22 protein-coding genes are annotated in these 24,471 nt (G+C 67.3%); 9 read left to right on the top strand and 13 right to left on the bottom strand.

The genetic code is table 11. From position 1 onward, the window contains the following. Positions 1-56: 56 nt before the first annotated feature. Both kduI and kduD read left to right on the top strand, forming a co-directional pair. Positions 57-869: a 5-dehydro-4-deoxy-D-glucuronate isomerase gene (gene kduI, locus LZC94_41515; GenBank protein WXB14292.1), complete on the top strand. Its 813-nt coding sequence runs from the start codon at positions 57-59 to the stop codon at positions 867-869. 60 nt (positions 870-929) lie between these two features. After that, a complete protein-coding gene (gene kduD, locus LZC94_41510) occupies positions 930-1,688 on the top strand; it encodes a 2-dehydro-3-deoxy-D-gluconate 5-dehydrogenase KduD (protein WXB14291.1) in 759 nt (252 codons plus the stop codon). Here the strand turns inward: kduD and LZC94_41505 are convergent. The 3 genes from LZC94_41505 to LZC94_41495 form a co-directional block, all read right to left on the bottom strand. Further along, entirely contained in the window at positions 1,637-2,698 is a 1,062-nt protein-coding gene (locus LZC94_41505) for a Gfo/Idh/MocA family oxidoreductase (GenBank protein ID WXB14290.1), read from the bottom strand. The genes kduD and LZC94_41505 overlap by 52 nt on opposite strands. 353 nt (positions 2,699-3,051) lie before the next feature. After that, a complete protein-coding gene (locus LZC94_41500) occupies positions 3,052-5,364 on the bottom strand; it encodes a hypothetical protein (GenBank protein WXB14289.1) in 2,313 nt (770 codons plus the stop codon). Positions 5,365-5,378: 14 nt separating this feature from the next. Beyond that, a complete protein-coding gene (locus tag LZC94_41495; protein WXB14288.1) occupies positions 5,379-6,959 on the bottom strand; it encodes a DUF255 domain-containing protein in 1,581 nt (526 codons plus the stop codon). Positions 6,960-7,167: 208 nt separating this feature from the next. Here LZC94_41495 and LZC94_41490 point away from each other — a divergent pair, with 208 nt between their 5' ends. Then, positions 7,168-7,647: a VOC family protein gene (locus LZC94_41490; protein ID WXB14287.1), complete on the top strand. Its 480-nt coding sequence runs from the start codon at positions 7,168-7,170 to the stop codon at positions 7,645-7,647. 10 nt (positions 7,648-7,657) lie between these two features. On the opposite strand, the gene LZC94_41485 is transcribed toward LZC94_41490, so the two are convergent. Next, positions 7,658-8,431, bottom strand: coding sequence for a hypothetical protein (locus LZC94_41485; protein WXB14286.1), 774 nt, complete (start codon positions 8,429-8,431; stop codon positions 7,658-7,660). 121 nt (positions 8,432-8,552) lie between these two features. Here LZC94_41485 and LZC94_41480 point away from each other — a divergent pair, with 121 nt between their 5' ends. Further along, positions 8,553-9,242: a glutathione S-transferase family protein gene (locus tag LZC94_41480; GenBank protein ID WXB14285.1), complete on the top strand. Its 690-nt coding sequence runs from the start codon at positions 8,553-8,555 to the stop codon at positions 9,240-9,242. Here the strand turns inward: LZC94_41480 and LZC94_41475 are convergent. Next, entirely contained in the window at positions 9,222-10,214 is a 993-nt protein-coding gene (locus LZC94_41475; GenBank protein ID WXB14284.1) for a DUF72 domain-containing protein, read from the bottom strand. The genes LZC94_41480 and LZC94_41475 overlap by 21 nt on opposite strands. A gap of 220 nt (positions 10,215-10,434) precedes the next feature. Here LZC94_41475 and LZC94_41470 point away from each other — a divergent pair, with 220 nt between their 5' ends. Next, the gene (locus LZC94_41470; GenBank protein ID WXB14283.1) at positions 10,435-10,839 is read left to right on the top strand and encodes a hypothetical protein; all 405 of its coding nucleotides are present in this window, start codon (positions 10,435-10,437) and stop codon (positions 10,837-10,839) included. Positions 10,840-10,849: 10 nt separating this feature from the next. Here LZC94_41470 and LZC94_41465 read toward each other — a convergent pair whose 3' ends face one another. Then, entirely contained in the window at positions 10,850-11,119 is a 270-nt protein-coding gene (locus tag LZC94_41465; GenBank protein ID WXB14282.1) for a hypothetical protein, read from the bottom strand. A 218-nt stretch (positions 11,120-11,337) separates the two neighbouring features. On the opposite strand from LZC94_41465, the gene LZC94_41460 reads away from it, so the two are divergent. After that, the gene (locus tag LZC94_41460; GenBank protein WXB14281.1) at positions 11,338-12,207 is read left to right on the top strand and encodes a flap endonuclease; all 870 of its coding nucleotides are present in this window, start codon (positions 11,338-11,340) and stop codon (positions 12,205-12,207) included. 28 nt (positions 12,208-12,235) lie between these two features. After that, complete coding sequence (locus tag LZC94_41455; protein ID WXB14280.1) at positions 12,236-13,114, top strand: exodeoxyribonuclease III; 879 nt, start codon at positions 12,236-12,238, stop codon at positions 13,112-13,114. 15 nt (positions 13,115-13,129) lie between these two features. Here LZC94_41455 and LZC94_41450 read toward each other — a convergent pair whose 3' ends face one another. Further along, positions 13,130-14,524, bottom strand: coding sequence for a sigma 54-interacting transcriptional regulator (locus LZC94_41450; GenBank protein ID WXB14279.1), 1,395 nt, complete (start codon positions 14,522-14,524; stop codon positions 13,130-13,132). Between the two features lie 244 nt (positions 14,525-14,768). On the opposite strand from LZC94_41450, the gene LZC94_41445 reads away from it, so the two are divergent. Together LZC94_41445 and LZC94_41440 are read left to right on the top strand one after the other, a co-directional pair. Further along, positions 14,769-16,478, top strand: a complete 1,710-nt coding sequence (locus LZC94_41445; protein WXB14278.1) for a serine/threonine protein kinase — start codon at positions 14,769-14,771, stop codon at positions 16,476-16,478. Positions 16,479-16,491: 13 nt separating this feature from the next. Next, positions 16,492-17,352 (top strand): S1C family serine protease, encoded by an 861-nt coding sequence (locus tag LZC94_41440; GenBank protein ID WXB14277.1) that lies wholly within the window; start codon positions 16,492-16,494, stop codon positions 17,350-17,352. A 12-nt stretch (positions 17,353-17,364) separates the two neighbouring features. Here the strand turns inward: LZC94_41440 and LZC94_41435 are convergent, their stop codons facing one another. The 6 genes from LZC94_41435 to LZC94_41410 all read right to left on the bottom strand — a co-directional run bounded on the left by LZC94_41435 (position 17,365) and on the right by LZC94_41410 (position 24,448). Continuing rightward, positions 17,365-18,558, bottom strand: a complete 1,194-nt coding sequence (locus LZC94_41435) for an XdhC family protein (GenBank protein WXB14276.1) — start codon at positions 18,556-18,558, stop codon at positions 17,365-17,367. 24 nt (positions 18,559-18,582) lie between these two features. After that, positions 18,583-19,761, bottom strand: a complete 1,179-nt coding sequence (locus LZC94_41430) for a hypothetical protein (GenBank protein ID WXB14275.1) — start codon at positions 19,759-19,761, stop codon at positions 18,583-18,585. Between the two features lie 320 nt (positions 19,762-20,081). Next, a complete protein-coding gene (locus LZC94_41425) occupies positions 20,082-20,648 on the bottom strand; it encodes a hypothetical protein (GenBank protein ID WXB14274.1) in 567 nt (188 codons plus the stop codon). A gap of 49 nt (positions 20,649-20,697) precedes the next feature. Continuing rightward, entirely contained in the window at positions 20,698-22,989 is a 2,292-nt protein-coding gene (locus LZC94_41420) for a molybdopterin-dependent oxidoreductase (GenBank protein WXB14273.1), read from the bottom strand. Further along, complete coding sequence (locus tag LZC94_41415) at positions 22,986-23,465, bottom strand: (2Fe-2S)-binding protein (protein WXB14272.1); 480 nt, start codon at positions 23,463-23,465, stop codon at positions 22,986-22,988. Before LZC94_41415 ends, LZC94_41420 begins: the two co-directional genes overlap by 4 nt. Beyond that, positions 23,465-24,448, bottom strand: coding sequence for an MBL fold metallo-hydrolase (locus tag LZC94_41410; protein ID WXB14271.1), 984 nt, complete (start codon positions 24,446-24,448; stop codon positions 23,465-23,467). The genes LZC94_41415 and LZC94_41410 overlap by 1 nt, the downstream gene beginning before the upstream one ends. Between the last annotated feature and the right edge of the window lie 23 nt (positions 24,449-24,471).

The following is a 24,471-nucleotide window of genomic DNA, read 5'->3' as shown; positions in this document are numbered from 1 at the left end:
CTATTTGTTAAGAAAATTTCTTTACGATGTCGAGCGAAACGTAGTTCCATGGAAACATGGAAGTCCGACATACGACGCATCCCACGCAGCTCGCGGCGTTCGACACCACGCAGCTTCGTGCGCACTACCTCGTCGACGATCTCTTTCGCCCCGGGGAAATCCGAACCATTTACAGCCACTCCGATCGCGCGGTGCTCGGCGGCGCCGCTCCGCTACCCGGTCGGTCGCTCGTCCTCGAGACGGCCGATCCTTTGCGCGCCGCGGCCTTTTGCGAGCGGCGCGAGCTCGCGGTGGTGGTGGTGAGCGGCAAAGGCCGCGTCTCGGTCGATCGCGAGGACTATGCGCTCGGGCATCGCGATTGCCTCTACATCGGGCGGGGCGCGGTGCGTATCGCGTTCAGCGCGGAGCAGGAGCGAACGCACTTTTATCTCTTTTCGACGCCCTCGCACGGGAGCTTTCCAAACGCGGTCGCCCGTTATGCCGAGGCGGACGCAGTGCGCATCGGCTCGGCGGCGCGCGCGAATGTGCGGGAGATTCGCAAGTACGTGCACGCCGGCGGCATTCGCTCGAGCCAGCTCGTGCTCGGTGTGACCACCTTGGCCGAGGGGAGCGTGTGGAATACCATTCCGCCGCACACCCACGATCGGCGTACGGAGTGCTACCTGTACTTCGATTTGCCGCCGGAGGAGCGGGTGATCCATCTTTTGGGGCAGCCAAAGGAGACGCGGAGCTTGATCGTCGCCAACGAGCAGGCGGTGATTTACCGAGCTGGTCCATCCATAGCGGCGCGGGAACGCACGCGTATTCGTTCGTGTGGGCCATGGCCGGGGAGAACCAGGCCTTCGACGATATGGATCCGGTGGCCGTGACGGATTTGCGTTAGCGCTTTCCTCTTTTCGCGAGAGGAAACCGGTGTCATAACTGAACGTATGGATCGGAATCTCTTCTCGCTGGGGGGGCGCACGGCCTTGGTCACCGGGGCTCGAACGGGGATCGGCCGGGCGTTGGCCGTTGGGTTGGCCAAGGCCGGGGCCGAGGTGGTGCTCTTGGGGCGGACGCGCAACCTCGACGAGGCGGTGGCGGAGGTCGAATCGGTGGGGGGCAAGGCCGAGCAGCTGGTCGTGGACTTGACCGATCCGGGGTCCATCGCGCCTGCGCTGTCGGACGTGTTGGCGCGCCGGCGGATCGATGTGCTCGTGAACAATGCGGGGATCATCCACCGTGCGGATGCCGAGGTGCACGGCTTTGCCGATTGGCAAAGGGTGCTGACCGTGAACCTCGACGCCACCTTTGCGTTGTGTCAAATCGTGGGCCGGCAAATGCTCGAGCGCGGTATGGGCAAGATTATCAACATTGCCTCGCTCCTGAGCTTTCAAGGCGGTATTCGGGTTCCGGCGTATGCCGCGAGCAAGCACGCGGTCGCGGGGTTGACCAAGGCGCTCGCCAACGAGTGGGGCTCGCGCGGCGTTTGCGTCAACGCGATTGCCCCCGGGTACATTCGAACGAACAACACCGCGGCGCTGCAAGCCGATCCCGAGCGCGAGCCGGCGATACGAGCGCGGATCCCGGCCGGGCGCTGGGGGACGCCGGAGGATTTGGTCGGCGCGGTGGTGTTCCTAGCCTCGGCCGCCTCCGACTACGTCAATGGCCATGTGCTGGCCGTCGATGGCGGTTGGATGGCACGCTGAGCGCGCGCATCGCCTTCGTAGACGCGAAAAATGGCGGCATGGGCGATGGCCACGTCGCGCACCGAGGGGAAATGCGGCGAGGCGCCGGGGACGAGCCCCTGGCGGTAGGCTTCGATGGCGCGGCCCATGAAGGGAACGATGAGCGGGCCCGAGGGCTGTCCGTCGGTGGTCTGCTCCAGGGCGCGGAGAGCTTGTTCGCGTGCAGTGTCACGGGCCGTCCATGCGACGGCGCTGGCGGTGGGATCCGCTTCGCCGCCGTGAATGGTGGCCGTGACGCCATCGCCGCAAAAGGTGATGCGCGTATCGTCGGCCCCTGCGTCCAAGGCGATTCGAAGGCTCGCGATCGTGCCGCCCCGGAAGGAAATGGCGAGGGCGGCGCGCGTCTCGACGTCGATGCCCGGGGTGTATCCGAGCGCGCCGTGCACGTCGGAGATGGGCCGGTCCAAGGCGAAGCAAACGGCGTCGAGCGCATGGATGCCGATGGATAGCAGCGCACCGCACCCCCACTGATCGCGGCGCGCCCGGCCCTCCGCGAAGTAGCGCACGTCGCGATGCCACGCCAGATCGATGGCGACGCTGAGGGCCCCGCCGAAAAATCCCTCCGCGATGGCGCGCCGCACCGCCCGAATCGCCCGACCCGCGCGCCATTGCACGATGGGCACGGCATAGCGAAGGCGCTCGAGCCGCGCCATCTCGTCGCGCGCGATGGCGACGGGCTTCTCCACGAACACGAGCCGCGCGTCATCGGCGAACATCTCGGCTTGCTCGACGTGGGCGCGCGGGGGGCTGCAAATGCTTACGTAGGTGAAATTGTTGCATTGTGCAAGCGATGACGAAGAGTCGAGCACGCGCGGGCTGCCGACGAGACTGGCGAGGCGCTCCGCCCGTCGTCGATTCGGATCGTAAACGGCGGCTATCGGCACGCCGTGCGCGCGAAACGAGAGCGCGTGCAAAAGCCCCGCTGCGCCTGCACCGACGATGAGCGCTCCCCCCGAGGACCGATTCGACATGCATCGGAGCGTGCATCACGCCTTGGCTCGTGCCCAGGGGAATCGCCTGACATCAAATGACACGGGTCGTAGAGCCGCGAGCGGTCGGCGCCATCTCGGGGCCGCGCACGGCGTAGCGAGCTGACGGGGGCGCGCGGCAGGCGCGTGGACTACGCTCCGCGAGCTTGCGCCGCTTTGCAGCGATTCTCCGTATCGTGGACAAACGAGGCGTCCGCCTATCTGCGGAAGAGCAGGGCCGCATCCTGGGGTGCACCGACCTTGCCCTTCTCGAACGATGGTTCGATCAAGCGCTGGTGGCCACGTCCGCCGCCGAGCTCTTCGCCATCGGAGACCGCGCCCGCGCGCCCGCGCAACTACGCAGAGTCCTCTCGAACGACCGACGCGTTTGGATCGAGCAAGTAGCCGTCGTCGCGGGTGACCAGGATCGGTTCGAGCCCGAGCTTGCGCAGACGGCGAATGGCCGTGTACACGCGGAGCATTCCCGCTTCGTGGCGGACGCGCTCGCCGGGCCAGCCTGCCTCCAGGAGCTCCACGGCGGAGAGGGCGCGGTCGCGCTCGGCCGCGTGCAGCTCGGCGAGCGCGTGCAGAAGACGCCGGACGGGGCCGTGGCGCATCAAGTCGGTGCGCGTACCGTCGGGGGTTGCCATCCATCGTGCGTCGGGGCCGATGCGCCATACGGTGGCGGGCGCGCGGATCGTCGGTTTGTCTCCCGCGGCACCCGCGCGCGCGAACGCAGCTTCGTTCGGCGCGTCGTCGCGGCCCGTGGAGAGGCGCGCCGCGCGCAAGACGACGTCGCAAAGAAATGCGGGAACCGACGCTTCATCGGCGTGGCGCCGCGCCGTTTGCAGCGCGAGGTGCGCATCGTCGTGGGCTCCGCCCGCCGACGCGAGCTCCGCGACCCGCACCCAATCGAGCGCCGCGCGCCATAGCCGGCCCCCGGCGCGATGCGCTTCGGCGGAGGCGCGAAGATCGGCCATGGACCGGGCGACCGACTGCGCCTCGCCGTCGAGGACGAGGCCCACCAGGTCCGCCATCTCCTCCACCTTGCGCCGCCGGATCGAATCGCCCGCGCGAACGTGAAGCGCGTGCGCGGCCGACAGAAAGTCGTGCGCGCGCTCGATCTCGCCGCGCAGCGCGCGAGCGATTCCTTGCGCGGCCAGCGCGTCTGCCTCGCCGCGGCCGTCGCTCGCCGCGTGGTGGTGCGCGAACGCCTCCTCCAGCGATTTTTCCGCCTCGTCGATGCGGCCCAGCGCCAAGCGCGCCCACCCCAAGCTGCGCAGCACCTCCGCGCGCAGCGGCCCTTGTCCCGCCAACGAAAGCGCCTCGCCCAGCGCGCCCTCGGCCGCCTCCGGATGCCCGAGCTCCAGCGCCACGCGCGCCTCGAGGAGCCGAGCGCGCGTGCGCAAAAGGGGATCGCCCGCTTCGTCGGCCGCGCGGCGCGTGAGCGAGAACGACGTGCTTCGCAGATCGATGGCGTTGCGAAAGAGGGCGAGATCGGCCAGCGCCACGCCGATGCGGGCGGCGAGCCGCGGGGTGCGTGCGAGCTCGCGATCGAAGATCGCCAGCAGGTTCGGCAGATCCGCCTCGAGCTCGTCGAGCGCGTGCACCGCGCCGGCGCCGTAGGTGCGGGCCGCCATCTGCTCGGCGCGATCCAGGTAAAAGAGCGCGTGACGGCGCTCGATGGCGTCGCGCGTGCCTTGCGAGGCGAGCTTCGAGCGCGCGAAGGCGCGCAGGGTTTCGAGCATCGACAGCCGCGCGGGCCCGCGCACGTCGAGGCGCGTGACCAGCGATTTTCGTAGCAGCGCCGACGCCATGTCGATGGGATCGCTCTCGATTTCGGGCCCCACGATGGCCTCGAAGGCCTCCAAGGTGAGCGGACCGGTGAACGCCCCGAGACACGCAAACGCGCGCCGCTCGTCCGGTCCCGATAGCTCCCACGACCACTCGAGGGTGCCGGCCAACGTCAGATGGCGCTCGTGGAGATCGCGCCGGTCCGTCTTCAAGATGCGGAACCGCTCCTCCAGCCGGACGAGCAGCTCGCGCGGGCTCATGACGCGCACCCGGCTCGCCGCCAGCTCGATGGCCAGCGGGATCCCGTCGAGCCTCTCCACCAGCGGCCGCGCGTCGTCGTCCGATGCACCGGCGGCCCGCGCTTCGAACATCTGCAGCGCGGCCTCCAGCGCGAGCGGCCCCAGCGGGAAAACGCGCTCGTGCGCGATGCCCAAAGGCTCGCGCGTGGTCGTCAGGAGCCGCACGTTGGGCGCGCGCTCGAGGCATAGCCGCGCAAACATGGCCACTTGCTCCAGCACGGCGTCGGCGTCGTCGAGCACGAGGAGGCGCGCGTCTCCTTCGCCCAGCGCATCGACCAGCGCCGCGATCGGGGCGAGGTGCGCCGCATCTTTGTCGGCGCGCGCGGCGCGCTGCCACTTGAGCCCCGCGGCGCGCGCGATCGCCCGCGGCACCTCTCGTGCGGCCGACAGCCCCACCACGACCACGCCCGACGACCATGTGTCGCGCGTTCGCAGCGCAATTTCCTCGGCGAGCCGGCTCTTGCCGATGCCGCCTGGCCCCGCCAATGTGACCAGCCGCTCGCCGCGCGCAAGGCAAGCCACGACGGTGTCGCATTCGGCCTCGCGCCCGAACATCGGCTCCCGCTCGCTCTCCATGCGACCAAGATACCCTACAAGACGGCGTCCAACAGGGAGAGGTAGTCGCCGATGAATCGCCCGGCGTCCTTGATCCGCTCGGGCTCGGTCAGGTACCGGACGCTTTTGTCGAGGGCCCTGGTGTGCGCAGGATCCGGGGCCAGCTTCGTAAGCTCGTGCAAAAAGCGGAGCATGAGCACATTTTCGCTAAACGGCTTTCGCCGAAGCCGAAACACGCCGACGGCGGCCGGATCCTCCGTGTGCGCAAAGAACCCTCCCTCGTTCCGATCGAGCAGCTCGGTTACGGCAAAGCTGGCGATGCGCTTGGCCGCCTCCAGGGTGCTCGCGTCGCGGTCGACCTTGTAGAGCCGCACCAGCGCGTACCCGAAGGCGGCGTTGTCCGCCAGGTGAAGGACCGTGGTGTCGTCCCCCGACTTGGCCGCGTCCCCCGACTTGGGCTCGCCCGCCGACGCCGCATGCGCGACCGCGCCGCTCCGCACGGTGTGCGCGCGCAGAACGGCGGTGCGCGCACGCCGTGCGATGGCCAGGGCGGAGCGATCGCCGGTCGCCTCGTACAAGGTGACATACGCCTCGATGGCCAAGCCGCTGTCCTTCGCGTACTCGTTGGTGTCGACGCGCGGAATACCCAACTTGCGGCGCTCGACGTCGCCGAGCCGGTAATAGTCATGGCCGTCCACGAAGCGCTTTCCGCGCTCATGGGCATTCACATCGGCGTCTTGCGTGCCGTAGAACGCCCCGCTCGGCGCGATCAGGAACGCGCGCAAATAGCGGTCGATGTCGCGCGCCGCGCGGAGCCAGCGCTCGTCCTTGGTGAGCACGTACGCCGTCGCGTAATCGGCGAGCGCTCCGGCATTGTATTCCATCAATTTTTCGAAGTGGGGATGCACCCAATCCGGCGCCACCGAATATTGATAAATACCGCCCCACACCGGATCGATGATGCTCCGCTGCTTGTCGAGCACGGTGAGCGCGTGCTCCCGCAAGGTGGAATCCCCACGCGCCGCGCGCCGCAACGCAAATTCCGTGTTGCCGTGGATAGGCACCTTGGGCTGAACGCCCCAGCCACCCTCGTTGGGGTCCCAATGGTCTTCCAGCTCGAGGGCCGCCCACCGCGCCGCCCACGCGAGCATCTCCCGCGGGAGCGGCGCATCGGGGACCCTCACGGGCGCTCCTGCGATGCCTGGGCGCGCGCCATCGCTCGGGCCCGATCCTTGGCTCGCCACCACGGCCTTCAAGATGGCGGCAAATGCATCGGGCGCGATGTACCCGCGGTATTTTCCGAGCTCCTCACCGTCGGGCGAAAAGATGACGGTGGCGGGCCACCCCCACGCCCGGTAGCGTTCTTCGATATCGGGCCGGGAATCGATATCGACCTTGGTCGCGACGAAGTGTTGCTGCAAAAGCGCCGCCACGGCGCCATCGTGGTACGTCGTCGACTCCATCACATGGCACCAATGGCACCACTCGGCGGCGCCATCCAACACGATGAACTTTCGCTCTTTCTTCGCGCGTCCGAAGGCCTCCGGGCCGAAGGGCGCCCAGGCGAGCGGCTCCTTCGGAGATGCATCCGGACCATACGCGCCCGCACCATTCACGCCGGCGCTCTGGCGATTTACGGCCGCGGCCGCAGGTGCCGGCGCAGCGGCGCATCCGTGAACGAAGAGAGACGCGAGGATTGGCGCCAGCGTAAGGAATGCGGATTTGATGCACCATGGCATGGGATGAAATCGTGTCGTGCGCAACATGGACGATCGACGCATCTACGGGCGGACGGCGCAAACGGATCCGTGCCAAGATTGTCCCATGGCCACGAAGAAATCACTCCCACGAATTTACCCGCACCTCATCGTCAAAGGGGCCGCGCGCGCGATCGATTTTTACGTCGAGACGCTCGGCGCAAAAGAGGTTTCACGGTTCGCCGACACGAAAATGAACGGCCACATCGTGCACGCCGAGCTCACGATTGGCGAGACGACCTTTTCGCTCTCCGAGGAGGCCCGCGACTGGAAAAACGATGCGCCCGCGTCGCTCGGCGGCTCGCCGGTCATCCTCACCGTGCAGGTCGAAGACGCCCGCGCGGTGGGTGAGCGCATGGTCCACGCGGGCGCGACCGTGGTTTACCCCATCGAGGATCAATTTTATGGCGCCAGGCAAGGACGGCTGGTGGATCCCTTCGGGCACCTCTGGATCATCACGCAGCAGATCGAAGATCTCTCCAACGAAGAGATTCAACGAAGGGTCGACGCCTGGACGCCCGACGATAGCGGTACCACCAAGGGCTGAGCGCGCTCGCTCAGTCGGTGTTCTTTCGGTCGATGCCCGCATGGTCGGCGTGCGGCTGGCTGCGCAGATAGCCGAGCGCATGGGCCATATGCACGTCCGCGACCGTATGGCCCACGGCCTCCTCGCGCACCCGATGCGGCCAGCCCCATCGGGTGAGCGCGCCGCCGAGCCCGCGCGCATCGGGGGCCGTTTGCTTGTCGCGCGCCGATACGCCCACGTAAATGGGCTTTCGCGCGGTCGCGGTGGCCCGCCCGGAGGTGCCGCCCGCGAGGAACGCATAGCCATCGACGTCGAGCCGCCCGCGCAGGGCCAGCGACGAGGCGTAGTAGGCCCCGCTCGAGAACCCGATCACGAACACTTCGTCGAAGCGACCATCGCGCGACTCGACGAGCTTCTGCGCGCGCGACCACGATTCGACCAGGCCGTCCTCCTCCACCCGCTGCGCCGCCACCGCCGTGGGCCAGGAGTAGAGCTCACCTTTGCGGCCATAGCTTCGTCGCGGCGCGCGCGGCATGAGCACGGCAAAGCCGAGCTGCTTGGCCTCGCGCACCAGCGCGCGATGCTGCGTCCATTGCCACGTCGTATTGGGCGGGATGACCCCATGAAGAAATACGACCAAGGTGCGGCGCTGCCCCGACTTGCCCGCGGCGCCCGATTTGCCAGCGCCGCCATCGAAATAGCAAACATCGTCCGGCAAGGTCTCGGTTTGCGCTTCGCACCAGGGCTCATCGGACTCTGCCGATTTTCCGGGCGCGGCCAAAGCGACCGATCCTGCGGAGCCCATGAAAACCGCCCCTGCGATGAGTATCGAGCCAAGCGATCGCAACATTCGAGGCGGGGACGCTACCACGACTCGCGGCCTCCACCAAGGAGAGGTAGGGTGCGTCCTCGGGAGCTCATCGACAATGTACGACCTCTATATCGCCAATAAAAACTATTCGTCCTGGTCACTTCGCCCTTGGTTGGTTCTGCGCGAGCTGGGGATCCCTTTCAACGAGCATATGGTGCCCTTCGACGAAGAGCCGCGCTGGGTCGAGCTTCGAAAAATTTCACCGTCGGGCAAAGTCCCCTGTCTCGACGACAACGGCACGAAGATCTGGGAATCGAGCGCCATCGTCGAATACCTGGCCGAGCGCCACCCCAACGTATGGCCCTCCGATCCCGCCGCCCGCGACTGGGCCCGTTGTGCCGCGGCCGAGATGCACGCGGGCTTCGGCAACTTGCGCTCGCGCTGTACCATGAACTGCGGCGTTCGCGCCCGACTCCACGAGGTCCCGCCGGAGCTCACCAAGGACATCACACGCCTCGCCGGCCTCTGGAACGATGGCCTGTCGCGCTTCGGGGGGCCGTTCCTCGCCGGAAAAGCCTTCACCGCCGTCGATGCATTCTTCGGCCCCGTCGCCTACCGCATCCAGACGTACGGCTTGACCCTCGATGACACCGCGGCCGCCTATGCGGCGCGGCTGCTCGCGCTTCCGTCGATGCAAAGCTGGTACGCGGACGCGCTTCGGGAGACAGCGCGCCCGCCGTCGCAGGAGAGCGCGCTCGAAAAGATGGCCACGGTGTTCGAGGATCTACGGGCGAAGGCGGGCTAGCTCGCGCACGATGGCGCGTCCGAGCAGCCCGATGCTCTCGGGCGCGCATCCTTCGGCTTTGTTGTCGACGAACACGAACGCCGGCACCCCGTGCCTATGCGCTTTGGCGACCAGCTTCGCGATGGCATCGCGGCTCGATGGATCTTCGGACACGATACGATTGAACGGCGCATAGCGTGTTCGGGCTTCTTCGTATTTGTCGCCTTGGCGGAGGAGCCATCGAATGACGAGCGGCCGCCGCGCGCCGGGCGGGATTTGCCTGGCTTGCGCGGGGATGAGCGGCATCTTCGTCCAGGCGTTGTGGCAATGCACCGCGCCGGTGTCCTCGAGCGCGGCGCCGTACTCCGATGTGAGGAGCTCCGCGTTGCGAAGCTCCACGGCGTAGGGGACGCCCTTCGGGAGCCTCCGCAGGAAGTCGTGCAGCTGCGCCGCGAAGCCATAGGGATCGCCCACGTCTTGCGGCGGAAATTGAAAGAGCAGTCCGCCCAACTTCGGGCCCAGACCCTCCACCAGCGGCCCCACGACCGCGTCCGTTGCATAGCTCGGGTCGAGGAAACGCGGGTTCGACGCGCCGCGCTTTTTGCCGTATCGGGCGTGCTCCGGGAAGCGATAAACGACGCACTCTTCGTGCGCTTTGGCGAAGAATCGAAAATGGTCGGGCGCTTGCTCCGCGAACGATCGAAACACGTTCGAGGGCAGCGGATCGTAATAGGAACGGTCGATCTCGACCACGCGAAGGAGCGGGTGCTTCGTGTACGCGGTGAGCCCGCGGGCGGCGAGCAGCTTGTCCGGTGTGCCGGGGGCGTAGACGATGCCGATCCACCCTGGAAACGACCAGGTCATCCCGCCCATCGCGATGGTGTCCGGAAGGTCCCGCGCGGTGGGCTCATGCTCGAGGCGAGCGTCCGCCGGCTCGAGATCGTGCGGCGGTATGTCGAACAACGTTCCCTGCGAGTCGTCGTCGTCCTTCATCGCGAATTTTCGTTCGTCTCCGAGGAGCGCCCCGGCCAAGACTCCAATGGGGCGCCTCGGGCATGGTACTCGAAAACGCCGGCCCGAACGTGGCGGGCTCGTTCGGCTCGGAAAAGGCCGTGCGGTGCGGTCGCAAAATGCCGGCGGCGGGCTGCGCAGCCTGGGGGGCGCTCACACCAGGTGCGCAACCCCCGTCCTTGCTGGTAGCTTCGGTCGCGAAATGACCGCTTGGAGCGGATGGATCGCCGTCGTTCTCATCGCCGCCGCGGCCATGTTGCCGCTTGGCCATCACCTGTACGCCAAACGGCGCGCGGCGCCCGACTCACCGTGGACGCGTTTGCACGTCGTCTTCGGGGTCAGCGTGGTCGGGATCGCCTTCGTTCACACCATGGCCATCATTCAAATGCTTGGTTCGCCGGCCGCGGTCGGCGGCGGTATGCTCGCCCTGTTGCCGGGCGGCATCGCGTTCTTTCTTCTCATGGCCCATGCCGGCCTGGGGTTGCAGCTGCGCGACGTTCGCCTGCGAGGCCGCGCTCGGAAGCGGCGCGCGCACCTGGCGACCGCGACAGCCATCGTCGTCACGGTCGCCGCGCATGTCATTGCCTTGGTGCGTGCGCGTGGCTGAAAGCCGCGTTCTAGTGCTCGACTCCCGGGGATACGGGCTCGGGCGGGGGCGGCACGTCTCCACCGCCACCGGGGGCGGCGGCGTGCGGCGTTACGGGTTCGGGCGGGGGTGGTACGGGTTTGCGATCCGAGCCTGCTCCCAGCGTGGTGAGCTCGGTCCCGGTGCTGTCATTGAGGTCGGTAGGTTCGGAGCTTGCGTCTCCACTGCAGCCGGTCGTGCATGCAAGCGCCACCGCGGCAAAGGCAGCCGCGAGAAGGCGGATGAAAGCCAGGTTCTTCATAAAGGTTCCTCCTAATTGGATTACCGAATAAGGGTGCTCAGTCAAAGACGCGAGCACGGATACAGTGTTGCAGATCTTCCCGCATTCGTCAGGCAAAAAGGCTATGGGAGGATGGTCCGTGCCACGTCCAGTCCGTGGACATGAGCCGCGTGAACCCCACGATGCGTGGCGCGGTTGGTCCCGATTGGCCTTTTGCGCGAGAGGAGTAAAGTACGCCAATGCCCCGTGTTCATTTGGTCGACGCTACTTACGAGTTGTTCCGCGCATGGTTCGCCGTGCCGTCGTCGCGTTTGCCCGATGGCACCGAGGTCGGCGCCACCCGGGGTGTTCTGGGGACGCTCATCAAGCTCGTACAGAACGAGGGCGCGACCCATGTCGCGTGCGCGACCGATCACGTCATACGCTCGTTTCGCAATGCCCTCTATGACGGATACAAAACCGAGAGCGGCGTCCCCGCGGAGCTCCTGAGTCAGTTCCCGCTGGTCGAAGAAGGGATTCGCGCATTGGGCCTCGTCGTATGGCCCATGGTCGAGTTCGAGGCCGACGACGCCCTCGCCTCGGGCGCAAAACGCTTTGCGCCCGAGGCCGAGCAAGTGCTCCTGGCCACACCGGACAAAGATCTCGCGCAGTGCGTGCGCGGCCAGCACGTGGTCATGCTCGATCGCCGCCGCAACACCGTCTTGGACGAGGACGCCGTGCGCGCCAAATACGGTGTGCTGCCGGCTTCCATCGCCGATTGGCTCGCGCTGGTCGGCGATGCGGCCGATGGCTATCCCGGGCTCGCCGGATGGGGCGAGAAGTCCGCGGCGCGCGTGCTCGAGGTGTTCGGTTCGATCGAGCGCATCCCCGAGAGCTCCAAGGATTGGCCGGCGAACCTGGTGCGCGGCGCCGACCGCCTGGCGACCACCTTGGCCGCGAGCAAAGCCGAGGCGCTGCTCTACAAACAATTGGCGCTGCTGCGCACGGACGTGCCCTTGACGGAGACCTTGGACGACCTGGAATACAAGGGTACCCCGCCGGAGTTCCGCGCCTTCTGCGCGAAGATCGGCGCCGAGGGGCTGCCCGAGCGCATCGCGCGCTGGCTGTGACCCCTTGCCGCGGCCGCGTCCTCGCGGCATGAATGGGCGCGCGATGCTCACCGTCACCACATGGAACGTCAACGGCATTCGGGCGCGAGAGCCCGAAGTCCTCACCTTCATCGATCGACATCGGCCCGATGTTCTTTCGTTGCAGGAGGTGAAGGCCTCCCCCGATCAGGTCCCCGCGGCGCTGCGCGATCTCGACAGTTACTGGTGCTACTGGCACGGCCACAAAGGCTATTCCGGCGTCGCCCTCCTGCTCTCGCGTCAAAGCTTCCCCGAGCGCCCCGTGTTCGCGCACCCCGAGTTCGACCACGAGACGCGCATCGTGACCGCGACCCTCGGCACCACCGTGTTCACCTCGGTCTACGTGCCCAATGGCGGCAAGGATTTCGGCGCCAAGACCCGCTTCTTGAACGCGCTCGCCACCTTCACCCACGCGGTCCATGCCGAGGGGCGATCCTTGGTGCTCGTCGGCGATATGAACGTGGCGCGCGAGGAGCGCGACGTGCATCCCACCCTGCGCAGGCCCACGGAGATCGGGCAAACGCCCAATGAGCGCGCGCAGCTGGAGCACATCATCGGCGAGGGATTGGTCGATTTGTCGCGTCGCTTCCACCCCGACGCGGACCAGCTCTACACGTGGTGGGCGCCATGGCGGAACATGCGCGCGCGCAACATCGGCTGGCGTTTGGACTACGTGCTCGCCAGCGCGGCGCTCGCCGAGCACGCGTCGGGTTGCGAGGTGTTCCCCGAGTTCGGCACCAGCGATCACGCGCCCGTGATGGCGTCGTTCGACGTCGCGCCGCCAAAGGGAGCGCCCACGTCGGAGGCCGGAGCGCCACCTGGAGGTGCAACGCCCCCGACGCAAACGCCGCCCGGGGCTTCGACCGAGGGGCAATTGAAGCTCTTCTAGCGCCTCGATTTGCCGCTATTTCAAGCTGCGGCTCTTGACCCGCTGAAAATGCCGCCGCGCGACCCCGGACGCAGCGGCGGCGCGCATGACATTTCCTCCGTGCTCGGCCAGGGTCCGCTCCACATAGCGGCGCTCGAACGCGTCGAGCACGTGCTGGCGCGCGGTCCCGAAGGGCAATCCCATGGAGATGATGTGCTCCAGGATCCCTGTAGCGCCGTGCGCGTCGTGCGCGCCGTGTGCTCCCTGCGCGGCCCCGGCGGGGTCGACCGCATCGTCCGTCGCTGCCGCATCGGATGGCTCGAGCAGCTCCACCTCGCCCAGCGCCAAGCGGCGCACCACTGCGTTGCGGAGCTCGCGCACATTGCCCGGCCAGGCATCATCGTTCCATTGTCGGACCAGCGCCTCGGGGAGCTCGCCCTCGTCGCCGCCCATGGAGCTCCAGAGCGCGCGCGCCAGCCGTGGGATATCGCCCGTGCGGCGGCGCAGCGGGGGAAGCTCGATGCGCGCGACCGCCAGGCGATGGAAAAGATCGTCGCGAAAGCGCCCCGCTTGCACTTCTTGGTCGAGGTTGCGCCGGGTGGCCGAGATCACGCGAACATCGAACTTGCGCGCGCGGTCGCCCCCCACGCGCCGCACCTCCGAGCGCTCCAAGGCCCGCAGGAGCTTCGGTTGCAGCGCCAGATCCAGCTCGCCGATCTCGTCGATGAGGAGGGTACCGCCGTCGGCCTGCTCGAAGACGCCCCGGCGGCTCGCCACGGCGCCCGTAAACGAACCGCGCTCGTGCCCGAACAGCTCCGACTCCACCAGGTTCGCCGGCACCGCGGTGCAGTCGAAGACGATGAAAGGACCTTGCGCGCGCGGCCCTTGTTCGTGCAGCGACTCCGCCAAAAGCTCCTTGCCCGTGCCGGTCTCGCCCTCGACCAGCACCGCGATGCTCGCCCGCGCCAGACGGGCGCACAAAGGATAGAGCCGCCGCATTTCGGGGCTCGCGCCCAGCAAGCGCCCAAACGCATTCAACGGCGGCGGCGGGGCGGACGCGGGCGCGAGGGGCATCCGGTCGAAGCGCAGGCACGTGGAGCCGATGCGCACCACCTCGCCGCCGGAGAGCTCGGCCTCGATGATCCGAAGCTTTTCCAGGTAGGTGCCGTTGGTGGAGCCCAGATCGCGCAGGTGAAGCCGGCCGGCGCGCGGCTCGAGCGCAATATGGCGCCGCGACACCTCGCGGTCGGTGAGCTGCAGCGCGCACGCGGGGCTCTGGCCGACCAGAACGCTCGATGGCTGCGCGCCATCGAGGGTCAAGGTTCGGCCTCGATCGGGCCCATCGATGACCTTGGCCACGAAGACGCACTCGCCCGCTGGGGCGTCTTGCTTCTGCATCACCGTCCGCTCGAAATCGACTGCCTCGGACACCCCCGCACGATAACCGAGTTTGGCGTAATCGTTAATTCGATGTTCGAATGATGCGTTGCGATAATTTCGACGTGTGACACGATTGTCGCACCGACTGCCCAGCATCGGAGCGCCCATTCGCGTGACGTGAATGCCGGTCTGTCGTAGGTCTATCGTTTGCACTCACCACCTTTGCGGAAGCCCATGCGCTTTTCGCGATGGCAGACTTTTGATACGATCGCATCGTGCGATCGGGGGTCTGTCATTGACCAATCTTGCGCAGGGTGGGGGAACGCACGTCGGCCGGGTGCTCGATGGCCGATGGTTGCTCGACCGTCTGCTCCGCGAAGGGGGTATGGGCGCGGTGTACCGTGCGCGCGATCTGGAGACCGGCTCCGCGGTCGCGGTCAAATTGATGCTGGAGCTCGACCCGAAGGTCACCTCGCGCTTCGAGCGCGAGGTTCATGCATTGGCGCGGCTTCAGGACCCACGCATCGTGCGCTATGTCGGTCATGGCACGTCCGAGCGGCCGTACTTGGTCATGGAGTGGCTCCAGGGTGAGGATCTCGCGGCGCGCCTCGCACGCGCACCGCTCGGTACGGAAGATACCGTGGCCCTCGCACGCGCCATCGCGGGCGCGCTGGCGGCGGCGCACCGCGAGCGGCTCGTGCATCGCGATATCAAGCCCGCCAATATCTTCCTGGTCGAAGGGGATCCGGCGCGCGCCAAATTGCTCGACTTTGGATTGGTCAGCACCTCGCATGGCCCGTGTACGAGCCTCTCGCGTGATGTACTGCTCGGTACACCGGCTTACATGTCTCCGGAGCAGGCGCGCGGGATGCAATCGACATCGCTCGATGCCGCGTCGGACGTCTTTTCGCTCGGGGTCGTTCTTTACAAATGCATGACCGGGCGCGCCCCGTTCACCGGCGAAAATATGTTTGCGCTGGCGCTCAACATCACGTTGGAGGAGGCGCCGCGCGTCTCGACCTCGAAGCCCGACGTGCCGCGTGCGTTCGACGAGCTGATCGCGCAGATGCTGGCCAAAGATCCGGCGGCACGGCCGCGCGATGGCTCGGAGCTCCTCGGGCGCCTGGCGGCGATGGACGTGCCCTCGAAGACCTTGCGCGCGCATCCGCCCGCGGAGTGGCTCATGGCCGAGCAGCGCCTGGTCTCGGTGGTGCTCGCGGGCGCCCGCGAGCCGCTCGGCCCCGGCGCGCTCGCGCGCGCCATGGAGATCGCCCGCGCGCACGGGGTGAGGCTCGACTCGTTCTCGAACAGGCGCATCGTGGCCACCGCCGATGTGCACGGCAGCGCCACCGACCAAGCCGCGCGCGCCGCGCACACCGCCCTGGCGCTGCGCGGAGAGCTCGCGCTCGCGCCGCTCGCCATCGCCACCGGGCGCGCCGTCTTTCGTGGCCTCGGACCCACCGGCGAGTCGATCGATCGCGCGGTGTGCCTCCTTGGTGCGGCCGAGTCCACACCCGCGCCCGCGCCCGCGATCCGCCTCGATGACGTCACCGCCGCGTTGCTCGAGGGCCGCTTCGACGTCGCGCGCGGCGCGGGAGGCGCTTGGCTCGGCGAGCCGCGCTCGCCCTCGGGCGCGGGGCGGACCCTCCTCGGAAAGCAGAGCCCCTTCGTCGGGCGCGCGCGAGAGATGCAAATCCTCGAGGCGACCTTGGCCGAGTCGTCCTCCTCGCGCGCGGCGAGCGCCGCGGAGCGCTCCGCATGGCGCGCGAAGGGATGGATCTTTTGGCTTCCATGGGCGGCGTGGAGGTCGGCGAAATTCGACTGCGCCTCGTTTACGCGGAGGCCCTCGAGGCGAACGGCGAAAGCCAAGCCGCTGCCGGCGCGCTGGACTCCGGCCGCACCCGACTGCTCGCCCTCGCCAGCAGGCTCACCGACGCGGGCCTCCGCGCCTCCTTTCTCGAGCGCGTCCCCGAGAACGCGCGCCTCCTGTCCCTTGCTCGGCTAAGATGCCTCGGGCGATGATCGCGGCCAAACGTTTCGCCAGCTTCGTGCTTGCCCTCCTTCCGCACGTGTCCCTCGCCGCCGCGGTCTCGCTCCCCTCGCGCACGGCCGCCGCCTTCGAAACCAAGGAGCTCGCCGCCAAAGCGCGCCCCTCGGTCGTCCTCCTCACGATCCACGATCGCGGCGATCGCCCGGTCGCGCGCGGCACCGGGTTTTTCGTCTCCAAAGATGGCCGCGTGGTCACCAACCAGCACGTGATCGACCACGCCTCCAAGGTGGTGGCCACCTTGGCCGATGGCCGCGACGTGGTGGCCAAAGGCATTTTGGCCGAGGACTCCGTTCAGGACATCGCCATCATCCTCTTTCCGGGCGACGACTACGTGCCGCTCGCCCTGGGCGAGAGCCACGACGTGAGCCCGGGCGACGAGATCGTGGTGCTGGGGAGCCCCAATGGGCTCTCGGCGTCCTTGTCCCTCGGGATCGTATCGGCCATCCGTGAAAAAGGCGTCTCCAGCTTTGGCGGTGCCGCGGACACGGCGGCCATTGGCTCATCGTGGGCCATTCAAATCACGGCGCAGATCTCGGCGGGCTCGAGCGGCTCACCGGTGATGACGCGCGATGGGCAGGTCATTGCCGTGGCCGTCGGCATGATGGCGACAGGCCAGAATCTGAACTTTGCAGTGCCCGCCGAGGTGCCCAAAAAGATGCTGGAGGCTTTGGGCGACAAGCCGGCCGTCAAACCCTTTGCGCAATCGGATTTGGTAAAGAACCTGGTGATCTCCGCCGGCATTTTAGGCGCGTTTGGTCTGGCGTTCTTCTTGGTTACCTATTTCGCGTCGCGCAAGCCCAAGGTCAAATCGCGGCCCGTGATTCATTAGCGCGATCGGAGGTCAACCCAGCTTTCGGAGGCGCGCCCCCGTATCGGGGACCTCGGCAACTCCGACTCGAGGTTCGTGGGAGCTTTTGAGCTCCGCGCGTTTGACCTCGGACAACGGGCGGGCCGAGCCATCCGCCATCGCCGATTGAATCTCGGCGATCATCGACAGCGCGATCTCCGCCGGCCCGTCCGCCCCCAGATCGAGCCCCACGGGCGCGCGCACGCGGGCGAGCTGGGCTCGGGTCACGCCGGCCCCCGCGCGCAGGATCTCCGAAAGAAGCCGCTCGGCGCGCGCGCGGGGCCCGAGGATGCCGATGTACGGCGCCGGCGAGGGGAGGACCGACTCCAGGATCGCGCGATCCGATTCGTAATTGTGGGTCATGACCAAGACCGCGGTGCGGTGCCCGATGGCGACGTCCGCGGGGGAGCCCATGACGATGCGGTCGGCGAGGGCGAGCCCCTCGCGGGCCTCTGCGGACATGCGGCGCGCGACGACCGTGACCTCCCAGCCCACGCACTTCGCTTGCCGCACGACGGCTCGAACGTCGTAATTGGCGCCAAAGACGACCAGCGGCCGGGGCGGGAGGATCACCTCGACGAAGACGTCGATCTCCCCATCGGCGCACGGCGCGCCCGCCGCATCGAGTGTAAGATGCACGGAGTGCTCCCGCTCCAGCGCGGAGGCGGCCGCGCGCTCGATGCTCGCCGCGAGCTTGGAATCGGCGATGTTGCAGGCGATCCGCCCGGTACCATCGTAGAGCAGACGCTGGCCGAGGTTCGATTCGAGGTGGCCGGTGCGAACGATGGTCGCCATGGCCCCGGGCTCCCGCGCGGTGAAGCAGCGCTCGATGAAGCGCAGCGGGTGCACCGGATCGTCGGTTGAAAGCTGCTCGAGCAACAGTTCGAGCCTGCCGTTGCAGCCGAGGCCGAAGCCGCCGCGCACGTCGTCGTCGTCGCCCGTGGTGTCGTAGGCGATGCGGCTGGTTCGACCGCCCTCGGTGTGCCACCACGCTTTGCGGAGCAGATCGCCTTCGAGGCACCCGCCGCTGATGCCGCCCGCGAGCCAGCGCTGCTCGGTCATCAGCATGCGCGCGCCGGCGCGGCGGTAGCTCGAGCCCCCCGTGCGGACCAAGGTCGCGAGGATCATCCGCTCGCCGCCGTCCTCGAGCGAATGCCAGGATCGCAAGAGCTCCTGCGTTTCGTTCATCCGTACCTCGCCTTGGGCAACATGTTAGATGGCCATTTGCATCCGGACAATGAGCACATTTTCGTCCGGACGGATCGGCGCGCCGGCGAAGCTCTCGAAGAACATGTGGCCGAACGAGCCAAGCATGGCGATGCCGCGCACGGGATACCAATTGAGCCCACCCCCGTACACCGTGGTGATCCGTGACCCAGCCGATGGATCGACGGCGCCAGCGCGAAAGGCGCTCGAGCCGACGATGAGCCGCCCTGCGCCGCCGACGAGCAGAAAGGTGCCGAGGTGGCCCTTGGCCAGATCGAGAGGGCGCTTGGGCACGATGTACGAAAGCGGTTCGGCGTCCTCACCGGTCAAGACGAGGGAGGCGACGGCGCCGAGCGCATCGTAGGAGACCGTCGCTGTCCCGATATCGTCGCTCGCGTGCACCCAATCCACATAGGCGGCGACGGGGCCGAACGCCCACGTGGCATGGGGCACGATCCGCCAGGCGGCTCCGCGGGCGGTCATCGTACCGGCCGCGGTGCGATCGTTCTTGTACGCGAAGAACGTCTGGCCGCCGTACGTGCGTAAAATGGGCAGCTCCGGTGCCGCCACCGTTCCATCGTGCTCCGTGTAGCTTGCACCGATTCCGAGGCCCAGCTTGGTGAGGGGCCCTGGCGAGAGCCACGCGAAGGGCCGTCCGAAGACGCGCGCCGTAAGCTCGCGATGCGCGTCGATGTCAGCGTCGCCCAAGAGGCCGGCGGATCCGCCGTTGGTGAGCGCGACATTGTACTTCAGGACGCCGGGGATGGGCTCGCCGTAAAGTTGCAACCCGGTGTCGCGGGCCGGCAGGAGCACGCTGGCCAAGGTCGTGCTGACGAAGGGGAGCCAGATGCCCGGCGTGAGGCGCTCTTCGCTGATGGGATAAAGGAACTTGCCGACGCGCAATGTGAGCGGTCGCGCGAGATCGACTTCGAGCCACGCGTCGAGCAAGGTCAGGCGGCCTTGGGCGAAATCCACGAACATCTGCGAACGAAACCGTCGCGCCACCACGGCGCTCATCTGCAAGGCGGCAAAGCGCACATTGAACGTGCTCGATGCGGTCACACCCGGCGGCCGGTCGACGAGGAACGCTTGATAGTCGGTTTGGAGCAACCAGTGCAAACGAAGTCGATAATCGCCATCGGCCGACTCCACGCCGAACCCCGAGGGGCCCGCGACGGCAACCACCGGCTCCGGCGCCGCCGGTGCACGCGACGCGGGGGGCTCCGTTGCGGGCGGTGCCGGGGTTGTTGCCGCAGTCGCGGAGGATGCGGGCGCAGTCGCGGAGGACGCGGGCGCAGTCGCGGAGGAGGCGGGCGCAGTCGCGGAGGAGGCGGGCGCAGTCGCGGAGGACGGCGCAGTCGCGGAGGACGGCGCAGTCGCGGAGGACGCAGTCGCAGTCGCGGAGGAGGCGGGCGCGATCGGTTCATCCGCCCGTGCCAAGCCTGGGCGCAGCAGTACGACGAGTAATGCGAACAGTTGCGCGATCGCCGAGGTCGCGCGCCCCCTCACCGGTCTGCGCACGGCGCGCCGGCTTCTTTCCACGCGCGCATCTTGGCGACGAAATCGCCATACTCGAGCGGCGGTCGCTCCCGCCCGGGCCCCGGCTCCCACGCCCATTTGACGAGCCCCGTATCGAGGTGATCGATCACGTCTTCGAGTTTGCGATGCCCATTTCGCGCCGGATCCTTGAGCGACTCGCACAGCTCGGCGATAGTCAGCCCATGCCACGACATTCGCATATCGTCGGGCGGCATATGCCAATCGTCCGCGCCCGGAGGGCTATGGGGCAGGGGCGAGTTGGCCGTCTGATGGCAATTCGTACACCGCATGGCGGGACTGCCCTTTCCATCGGTGTACCGCTTGACGTTCATATCGTGAACGTGATGATCGTCCCCCTGCAGCGGCGCATCGTCCTTGGCGTGGCAGTGCAGGCAACGCGGGTGCAAAAGGACGCTGGACGCCGCGCGAAAAGCCGCAAAACCCTGCGACGGCGGCGCGGTGCCCAAAGGCGCCTCGCCCTGGGGCTTGCATGCGGAAAAGAGACAAATAGCCAGTATCCAAATCGAACGCATCGATTTCATCCATCTCGTCGTTGTCAATGTCGTCAGCGAGCTCGATTGGTCATCCCAGGCGCAGGCCATGACGGCGGAGCGGCAAGGACCGAATCCGCCGGCCGGTGGCCGCGAAAATCGCGTTGGTCACCGCCGGAATGACCGTGACGGGTCCCACTTCCCCGGTGCCGCCGAGGGGCCGCGCGCCGCTGTCGATGAAGTGGGTCTCGCACCGCGGCATCTCCGGAAGGCGCAGGACCTGAAAGCCATCGAAGTTGCCCTCCACCGCCCGGCCGCGCGCAAAGGTCATCTCCGACTTGAAGGCGTTGGAGAGCCCCCAGGCCACCCCGCCCTCGATGTTGTTCTCCGCGATGTTCGGGTTCAAAACGGTACCGCAATCGACCACCGAAACAACCCGATGGATCGTCACCACCCCGCCCTGCACCGAAAGCTCGACCACCTGACAGATCACGGTGTTGAACGCGTCCGCGAACGCCATACCCCGGTGCACGCCCACCTTGGGCGCCTCGCGCCATCCGGACTTTTCGGCCGCTCGATCCAGGACGGCAAGCGCCCGCACGTTCCCCTCGAGCAGGCGCCGCCGATACGCGTACGGATCTTTCTTTGCCAGGTGCGCCGCCTCGTCGAGGAAGCTCTCCAGCGCGAACAGGTTCGGTCCGTAGCCGGTGGTGCGGGCCACCGAGGTGGGAACCCCGACCTCGAGCAGACGAAAGTCGATGCGCTCGTTGGGGATCCGGTAGCTCGTCTCCATCAACCCCTCCAGGCAGCTGGGATCGAATTTGTCGGTCACCGCCGGAGGGAAGACGGGCTTGAGGATCGTGGGCGACACCAGCCGATGGGCGACCGCCGCCGGATATCCCTCTTTGTCGAGACCGGCCGTGATGCGATGGAGCACGGCGGGCCGGTAATGGTCGTGGCGCATGTCCTCTTCGCGCGACCAAATCGCTTTGACGGGCCGGCCAATCGCCTTGGAAAGGACCACCGCCTGCACGATGTAATCGACGAGCAAGCGCCGGCCGAACCCGCCGCCCAGGAACGTGCGATGGACCTGCACCTTCTCCTTCGGCAGCCCGAGCACCGCCCCGGCCACCACCTGCGCGAGCTCCTGCCCTTGCGTCGGCGCCCAAATTTCGCACCCGTCGGCCCTGACGTGCGCCGTCGCGTTCATGGGCTCCATGGTCGCGTGGGCGAGGAATTGGCTCTCGTACTCCGCCGAGTGGAAGCCCGCGAACGACTCCGTTTTCAGTACCGCCGCGCGCCCCGCGCGCCCGTGTAGGTTTGGGAGCGGACCGTTGGGGTAAGGATGGGGAAGGGCCTCGTAGTTGCCCACCGCTTTGACGAGCACCCAGTCATCGCCCGCCATCGCCTCGCGGTATTGGTTCATCAGGCTGGCGCTGTCGAGCTGCGCGTGAGGGCCCTCGTCCCAATCCACCCGCAGCGCCTCCAGCGCTTTGCGCGCCTGCCAATACGTGGCCGCCACCACCGCCACCCCGCCCGGCACCTCGACCACGTCGATGAGCCCCTCTTCGCCCGCGCCCGCCGCGCCCGCCGCGCTCGATGCACTCGCCGCACTCAACGCACTCGCCGCACTCAACGCGACGGAGGAGCGATCGATGCGCGAAGGTTTTCCCCCGAACGTCGGACAATTCAGGACCGCCGCGTGAACCATCCCCGGCAAGGTGAAGTCGATGCCAAAGACGGCCGAGCCATCGACCTTGGCGGGGTTGTCCACGCGTGGAAGGGGCTTTCCGAGCAGCTTCCACTCGCTCTCGGGTTTGAGCCGTACCTCCTTTGGCGGCGCGATCGCGCTCGCCCGTGGCGCGAGCGCGCCAAAGCTCTCCCGCTTTTGCGATCCGGCATGAACGACATATCCCTCTTCGACCTGGCAGCTCGCCGCCGGAACACCCCACTTCTGCGCGGCCGCCTCGACCAGCATGGCCCGCGCGCTCGCCCCCATCTTGCGCATCAAATCGAAGAAGGACGAAATGCTCTCGCTGTTCCCGGTGAACTGCCATTGCAGCCGCGGGTTGCGGTAGGCCACCGCGGCCGGCGACGTCTCGAGCTTCACCCGATCCCAGCGCGCGCCCAGCTCCTCGGCCAGGACGGCGGGGAGGGTCGTCATGATGCCTTGCCCCATCTCCGCCTGCGAGACGACGATGGTCACCGTGTCATCGGTGCCAATCTTGAGCCACGCGTTGAGATCGATGGTTTGCGCATCCGTCGCGGCAGGCCCCCCCGGCGCGGCCAGCACCTCCGCGCCGCTGACGATCGAATCGAGGAAACAACCGACCAAAAAGAACCCGTTGACGGCCAAAAAATTTCGGCGCGACAGCTTGCTCATCGCGGCCCCCCGCCTTCTTCGGTGAGCTCGGCCGCCCGATGAACCGCCTTGCGAATGCGATGGTAGGTGCCGCAGCGGCAGAGATTCCCGGCCAGCGCTTGGTCGATTTGCTCGTCCGTCGGCCGGCGAACTTTGGTCAAAAGCACGCACGTGGCCATGATCTGCCCCGATTGGCAATAACCGCATTGGGGCACCTGCTCTTCGAGCCACGCGCGCTGCACGGGGTGGCTTCGATCGGAGGAGAGCCCTTCGACGGTCACCACTCGGCGATCGGCGGCCCTCGAGACCGGCGTGACGCACGCGCGCACCGCGTCTCCATCGAGGCTCACCGTGCACGCCCCGCACTGCGCGATGCCGCAGCCGTATTTCGTTCCGGTCAGCCCCAGCTGCTCCCGGAGCACCCAAAGAAGCGGCGTGCGCGGATCGACGTCGACCCGCACGGCCTTGCCGTTGACCGTGAGCGAGACGTCCGCCATCACTTCACCTCCACGGGCGGGAACTGCACCACCAGGCTCTCCAGCATCGCCCAGCAGTTGTCTTTCAAATAGCTTTCGCTCCCCGCGAGCCGCGCGCCCCACCTGGGCGACATCTGCGCATGGCACGCATCGACCAGGGCCATCTCGTAGTCGTTGTGCCGCTCCCACGATGTCTTCGTGCTCGCGGTCGCCTTCAAGTAAGCAGGAAAGGTCGTCTTGGCCATCGACCTCGCCACCGTCGATTGCAATTCGGTGACGAAGGCCAGCGAGGTTTGCACATCCTCGCGCGTGCCGAGGCGATCGACGTGTCCGGCCACCAGGGTGTGAAAGTCGTATTGCAGCGCAAGGCGGTGGGCGTCGATGTATCCGGGGATATCCACCCCTATCCCCAGGTTCTTGTACGGCATCCACCCGGGGTAGACGACGTCGATGAGCATCAAGACCTTTTGCTTGGGCGCGTAAATGAAGAGGTTTCCGGCCTCGTGGTTCACTCCATGGTAGTCGAGGACGAGGGTCTGATCCCCGAGCTCCAGGCGGTACGTTCGGTCGAAGGTGACGGTGGGCACCGGCCGCCTGGGATCGCGCCGGCTGGCGAGCAAGGCGGCCGTTTCGGTGTGAGCGACGTACTTTGCAGTCTTCGGAAAGAGGCCGGCGGCCCCGATATGATCCGTATGCTCGTGGCTGTAAACGACATACGTGATGGGTTGGTCCGTTACCTCGCGGATCGCATCGAGATAGTGTTCTCCGAGCGTTGGCAGCGGATCGATAGCAATTACGCCCTCGTTCGACACGGCGAACATGGTGTTGTAGGACCCGTCGGTCACCCAATAAAGGCGCTCGCCGAGCTCCTTGACGGAGTAACCTTTGGCCGGCGCCACCTGGCCGGGCTGCTGCGTTTTCGGTGGGGGCGCGCACGCAGGGTGCACGAGCGCGGACACCGCGATGGCGATGGCCGCGGGGGAGAAGACCGCCAAATGCCTCATGAACGAAGACCTCGGCCGCTGAA

The sequence above is a fragment of the Sorangiineae bacterium MSr11954 genome (genome assembly GCA_037157815.1).
GTDB classification, from domain to species: Bacteria; Myxococcota_A; Polyangia; order Polyangiales; family Polyangiaceae; genus Pendulispora; species Pendulispora albinea.
Note: the sequence above shows the minus strand (reverse complement) of the source record. Positions and strands in the feature narration are given on the sequence as shown.

Excerpts from the sequence above, each read along its gene's own strand:
- kduI (WXB14292.1), top strand. The coding sequence starts at position 57 with ATGGAAGTCCGACATACGACGCATCCCACGCAGCTCGCGGCGTTCGAC.
- kduD (WXB14291.1), top strand. The coding sequence starts at position 930 with ATGGATCGGAATCTCTTCTCGCTGGGGGGGCGCACGGCCTTGGTCACC.
- LZC94_41505 (WXB14290.1), bottom strand. The coding sequence starts at position 2,698 with ATGTCGAATCGGTCCTCGGGGGGAGCGCTCATCGTCGGTGCAGGCGCA.
- LZC94_41500 (WXB14289.1), bottom strand. The coding sequence starts at position 5,364 with ATGGAGAGCGAGCGGGAGCCGATGTTCGGGCGCGAGGCCGAATGCGAC.
- LZC94_41490 (WXB14287.1), top strand. The coding sequence starts at position 7,168 with ATGGCCACGAAGAAATCACTCCCACGAATTTACCCGCACCTCATCGTC.
- LZC94_41485 (WXB14286.1), bottom strand. The coding sequence starts at position 8,431 with ATGGGCTCCGCAGGATCGGTCGCTTTGGCCGCGCCCGGAAAATCGGCA.
- LZC94_41480 (WXB14285.1), top strand. The coding sequence starts at position 8,553 with ATGTACGACCTCTATATCGCCAATAAAAACTATTCGTCCTGGTCACTT.
- LZC94_41475 (WXB14284.1), bottom strand. The coding sequence starts at position 10,214 with ATGAAGGACGACGACGACTCGCAGGGAACGTTGTTCGACATACCGCCG.
- LZC94_41470 (WXB14283.1), top strand. The coding sequence starts at position 10,435 with ATGACCGCTTGGAGCGGATGGATCGCCGTCGTTCTCATCGCCGCCGCG.
- LZC94_41465 (WXB14282.1), bottom strand. The coding sequence starts at position 11,119 with ATGAAGAACCTGGCTTTCATCCGCCTTCTCGCGGCTGCCTTTGCCGCG.
- LZC94_41460 (WXB14281.1), top strand. The coding sequence starts at position 11,338 with ATGCCCCGTGTTCATTTGGTCGACGCTACTTACGAGTTGTTCCGCGCA.
- LZC94_41455 (WXB14280.1), top strand. The coding sequence starts at position 12,236 with ATGAATGGGCGCGCGATGCTCACCGTCACCACATGGAACGTCAACGGC.
- LZC94_41440 (WXB14277.1), top strand. The coding sequence starts at position 16,492 with ATGATCGCGGCCAAACGTTTCGCCAGCTTCGTGCTTGCCCTCCTTCCG.
- LZC94_41435 (WXB14276.1), bottom strand. The coding sequence starts at position 18,558 with ATGAACGAAACGCAGGAGCTCTTGCGATCCTGGCATTCGCTCGAGGAC.
- LZC94_41425 (WXB14274.1), bottom strand. The coding sequence starts at position 20,648 with ATGCGTTCGATTTGGATACTGGCTATTTGTCTCTTTTCCGCATGCAAG.
- LZC94_41420 (WXB14273.1), bottom strand. The coding sequence starts at position 22,989 with ATGAGCAAGCTGTCGCGCCGAAATTTTTTGGCCGTCAACGGGTTCTTT.
- LZC94_41415 (WXB14272.1), bottom strand. The coding sequence starts at position 23,465 with ATGGCGGACGTCTCGCTCACGGTCAACGGCAAGGCCGTGCGGGTCGAC.
- LZC94_41410 (WXB14271.1), bottom strand. The coding sequence starts at position 24,448 with ATGAGGCATTTGGCGGTCTTCTCCCCCGCGGCCATCGCCATCGCGGTG.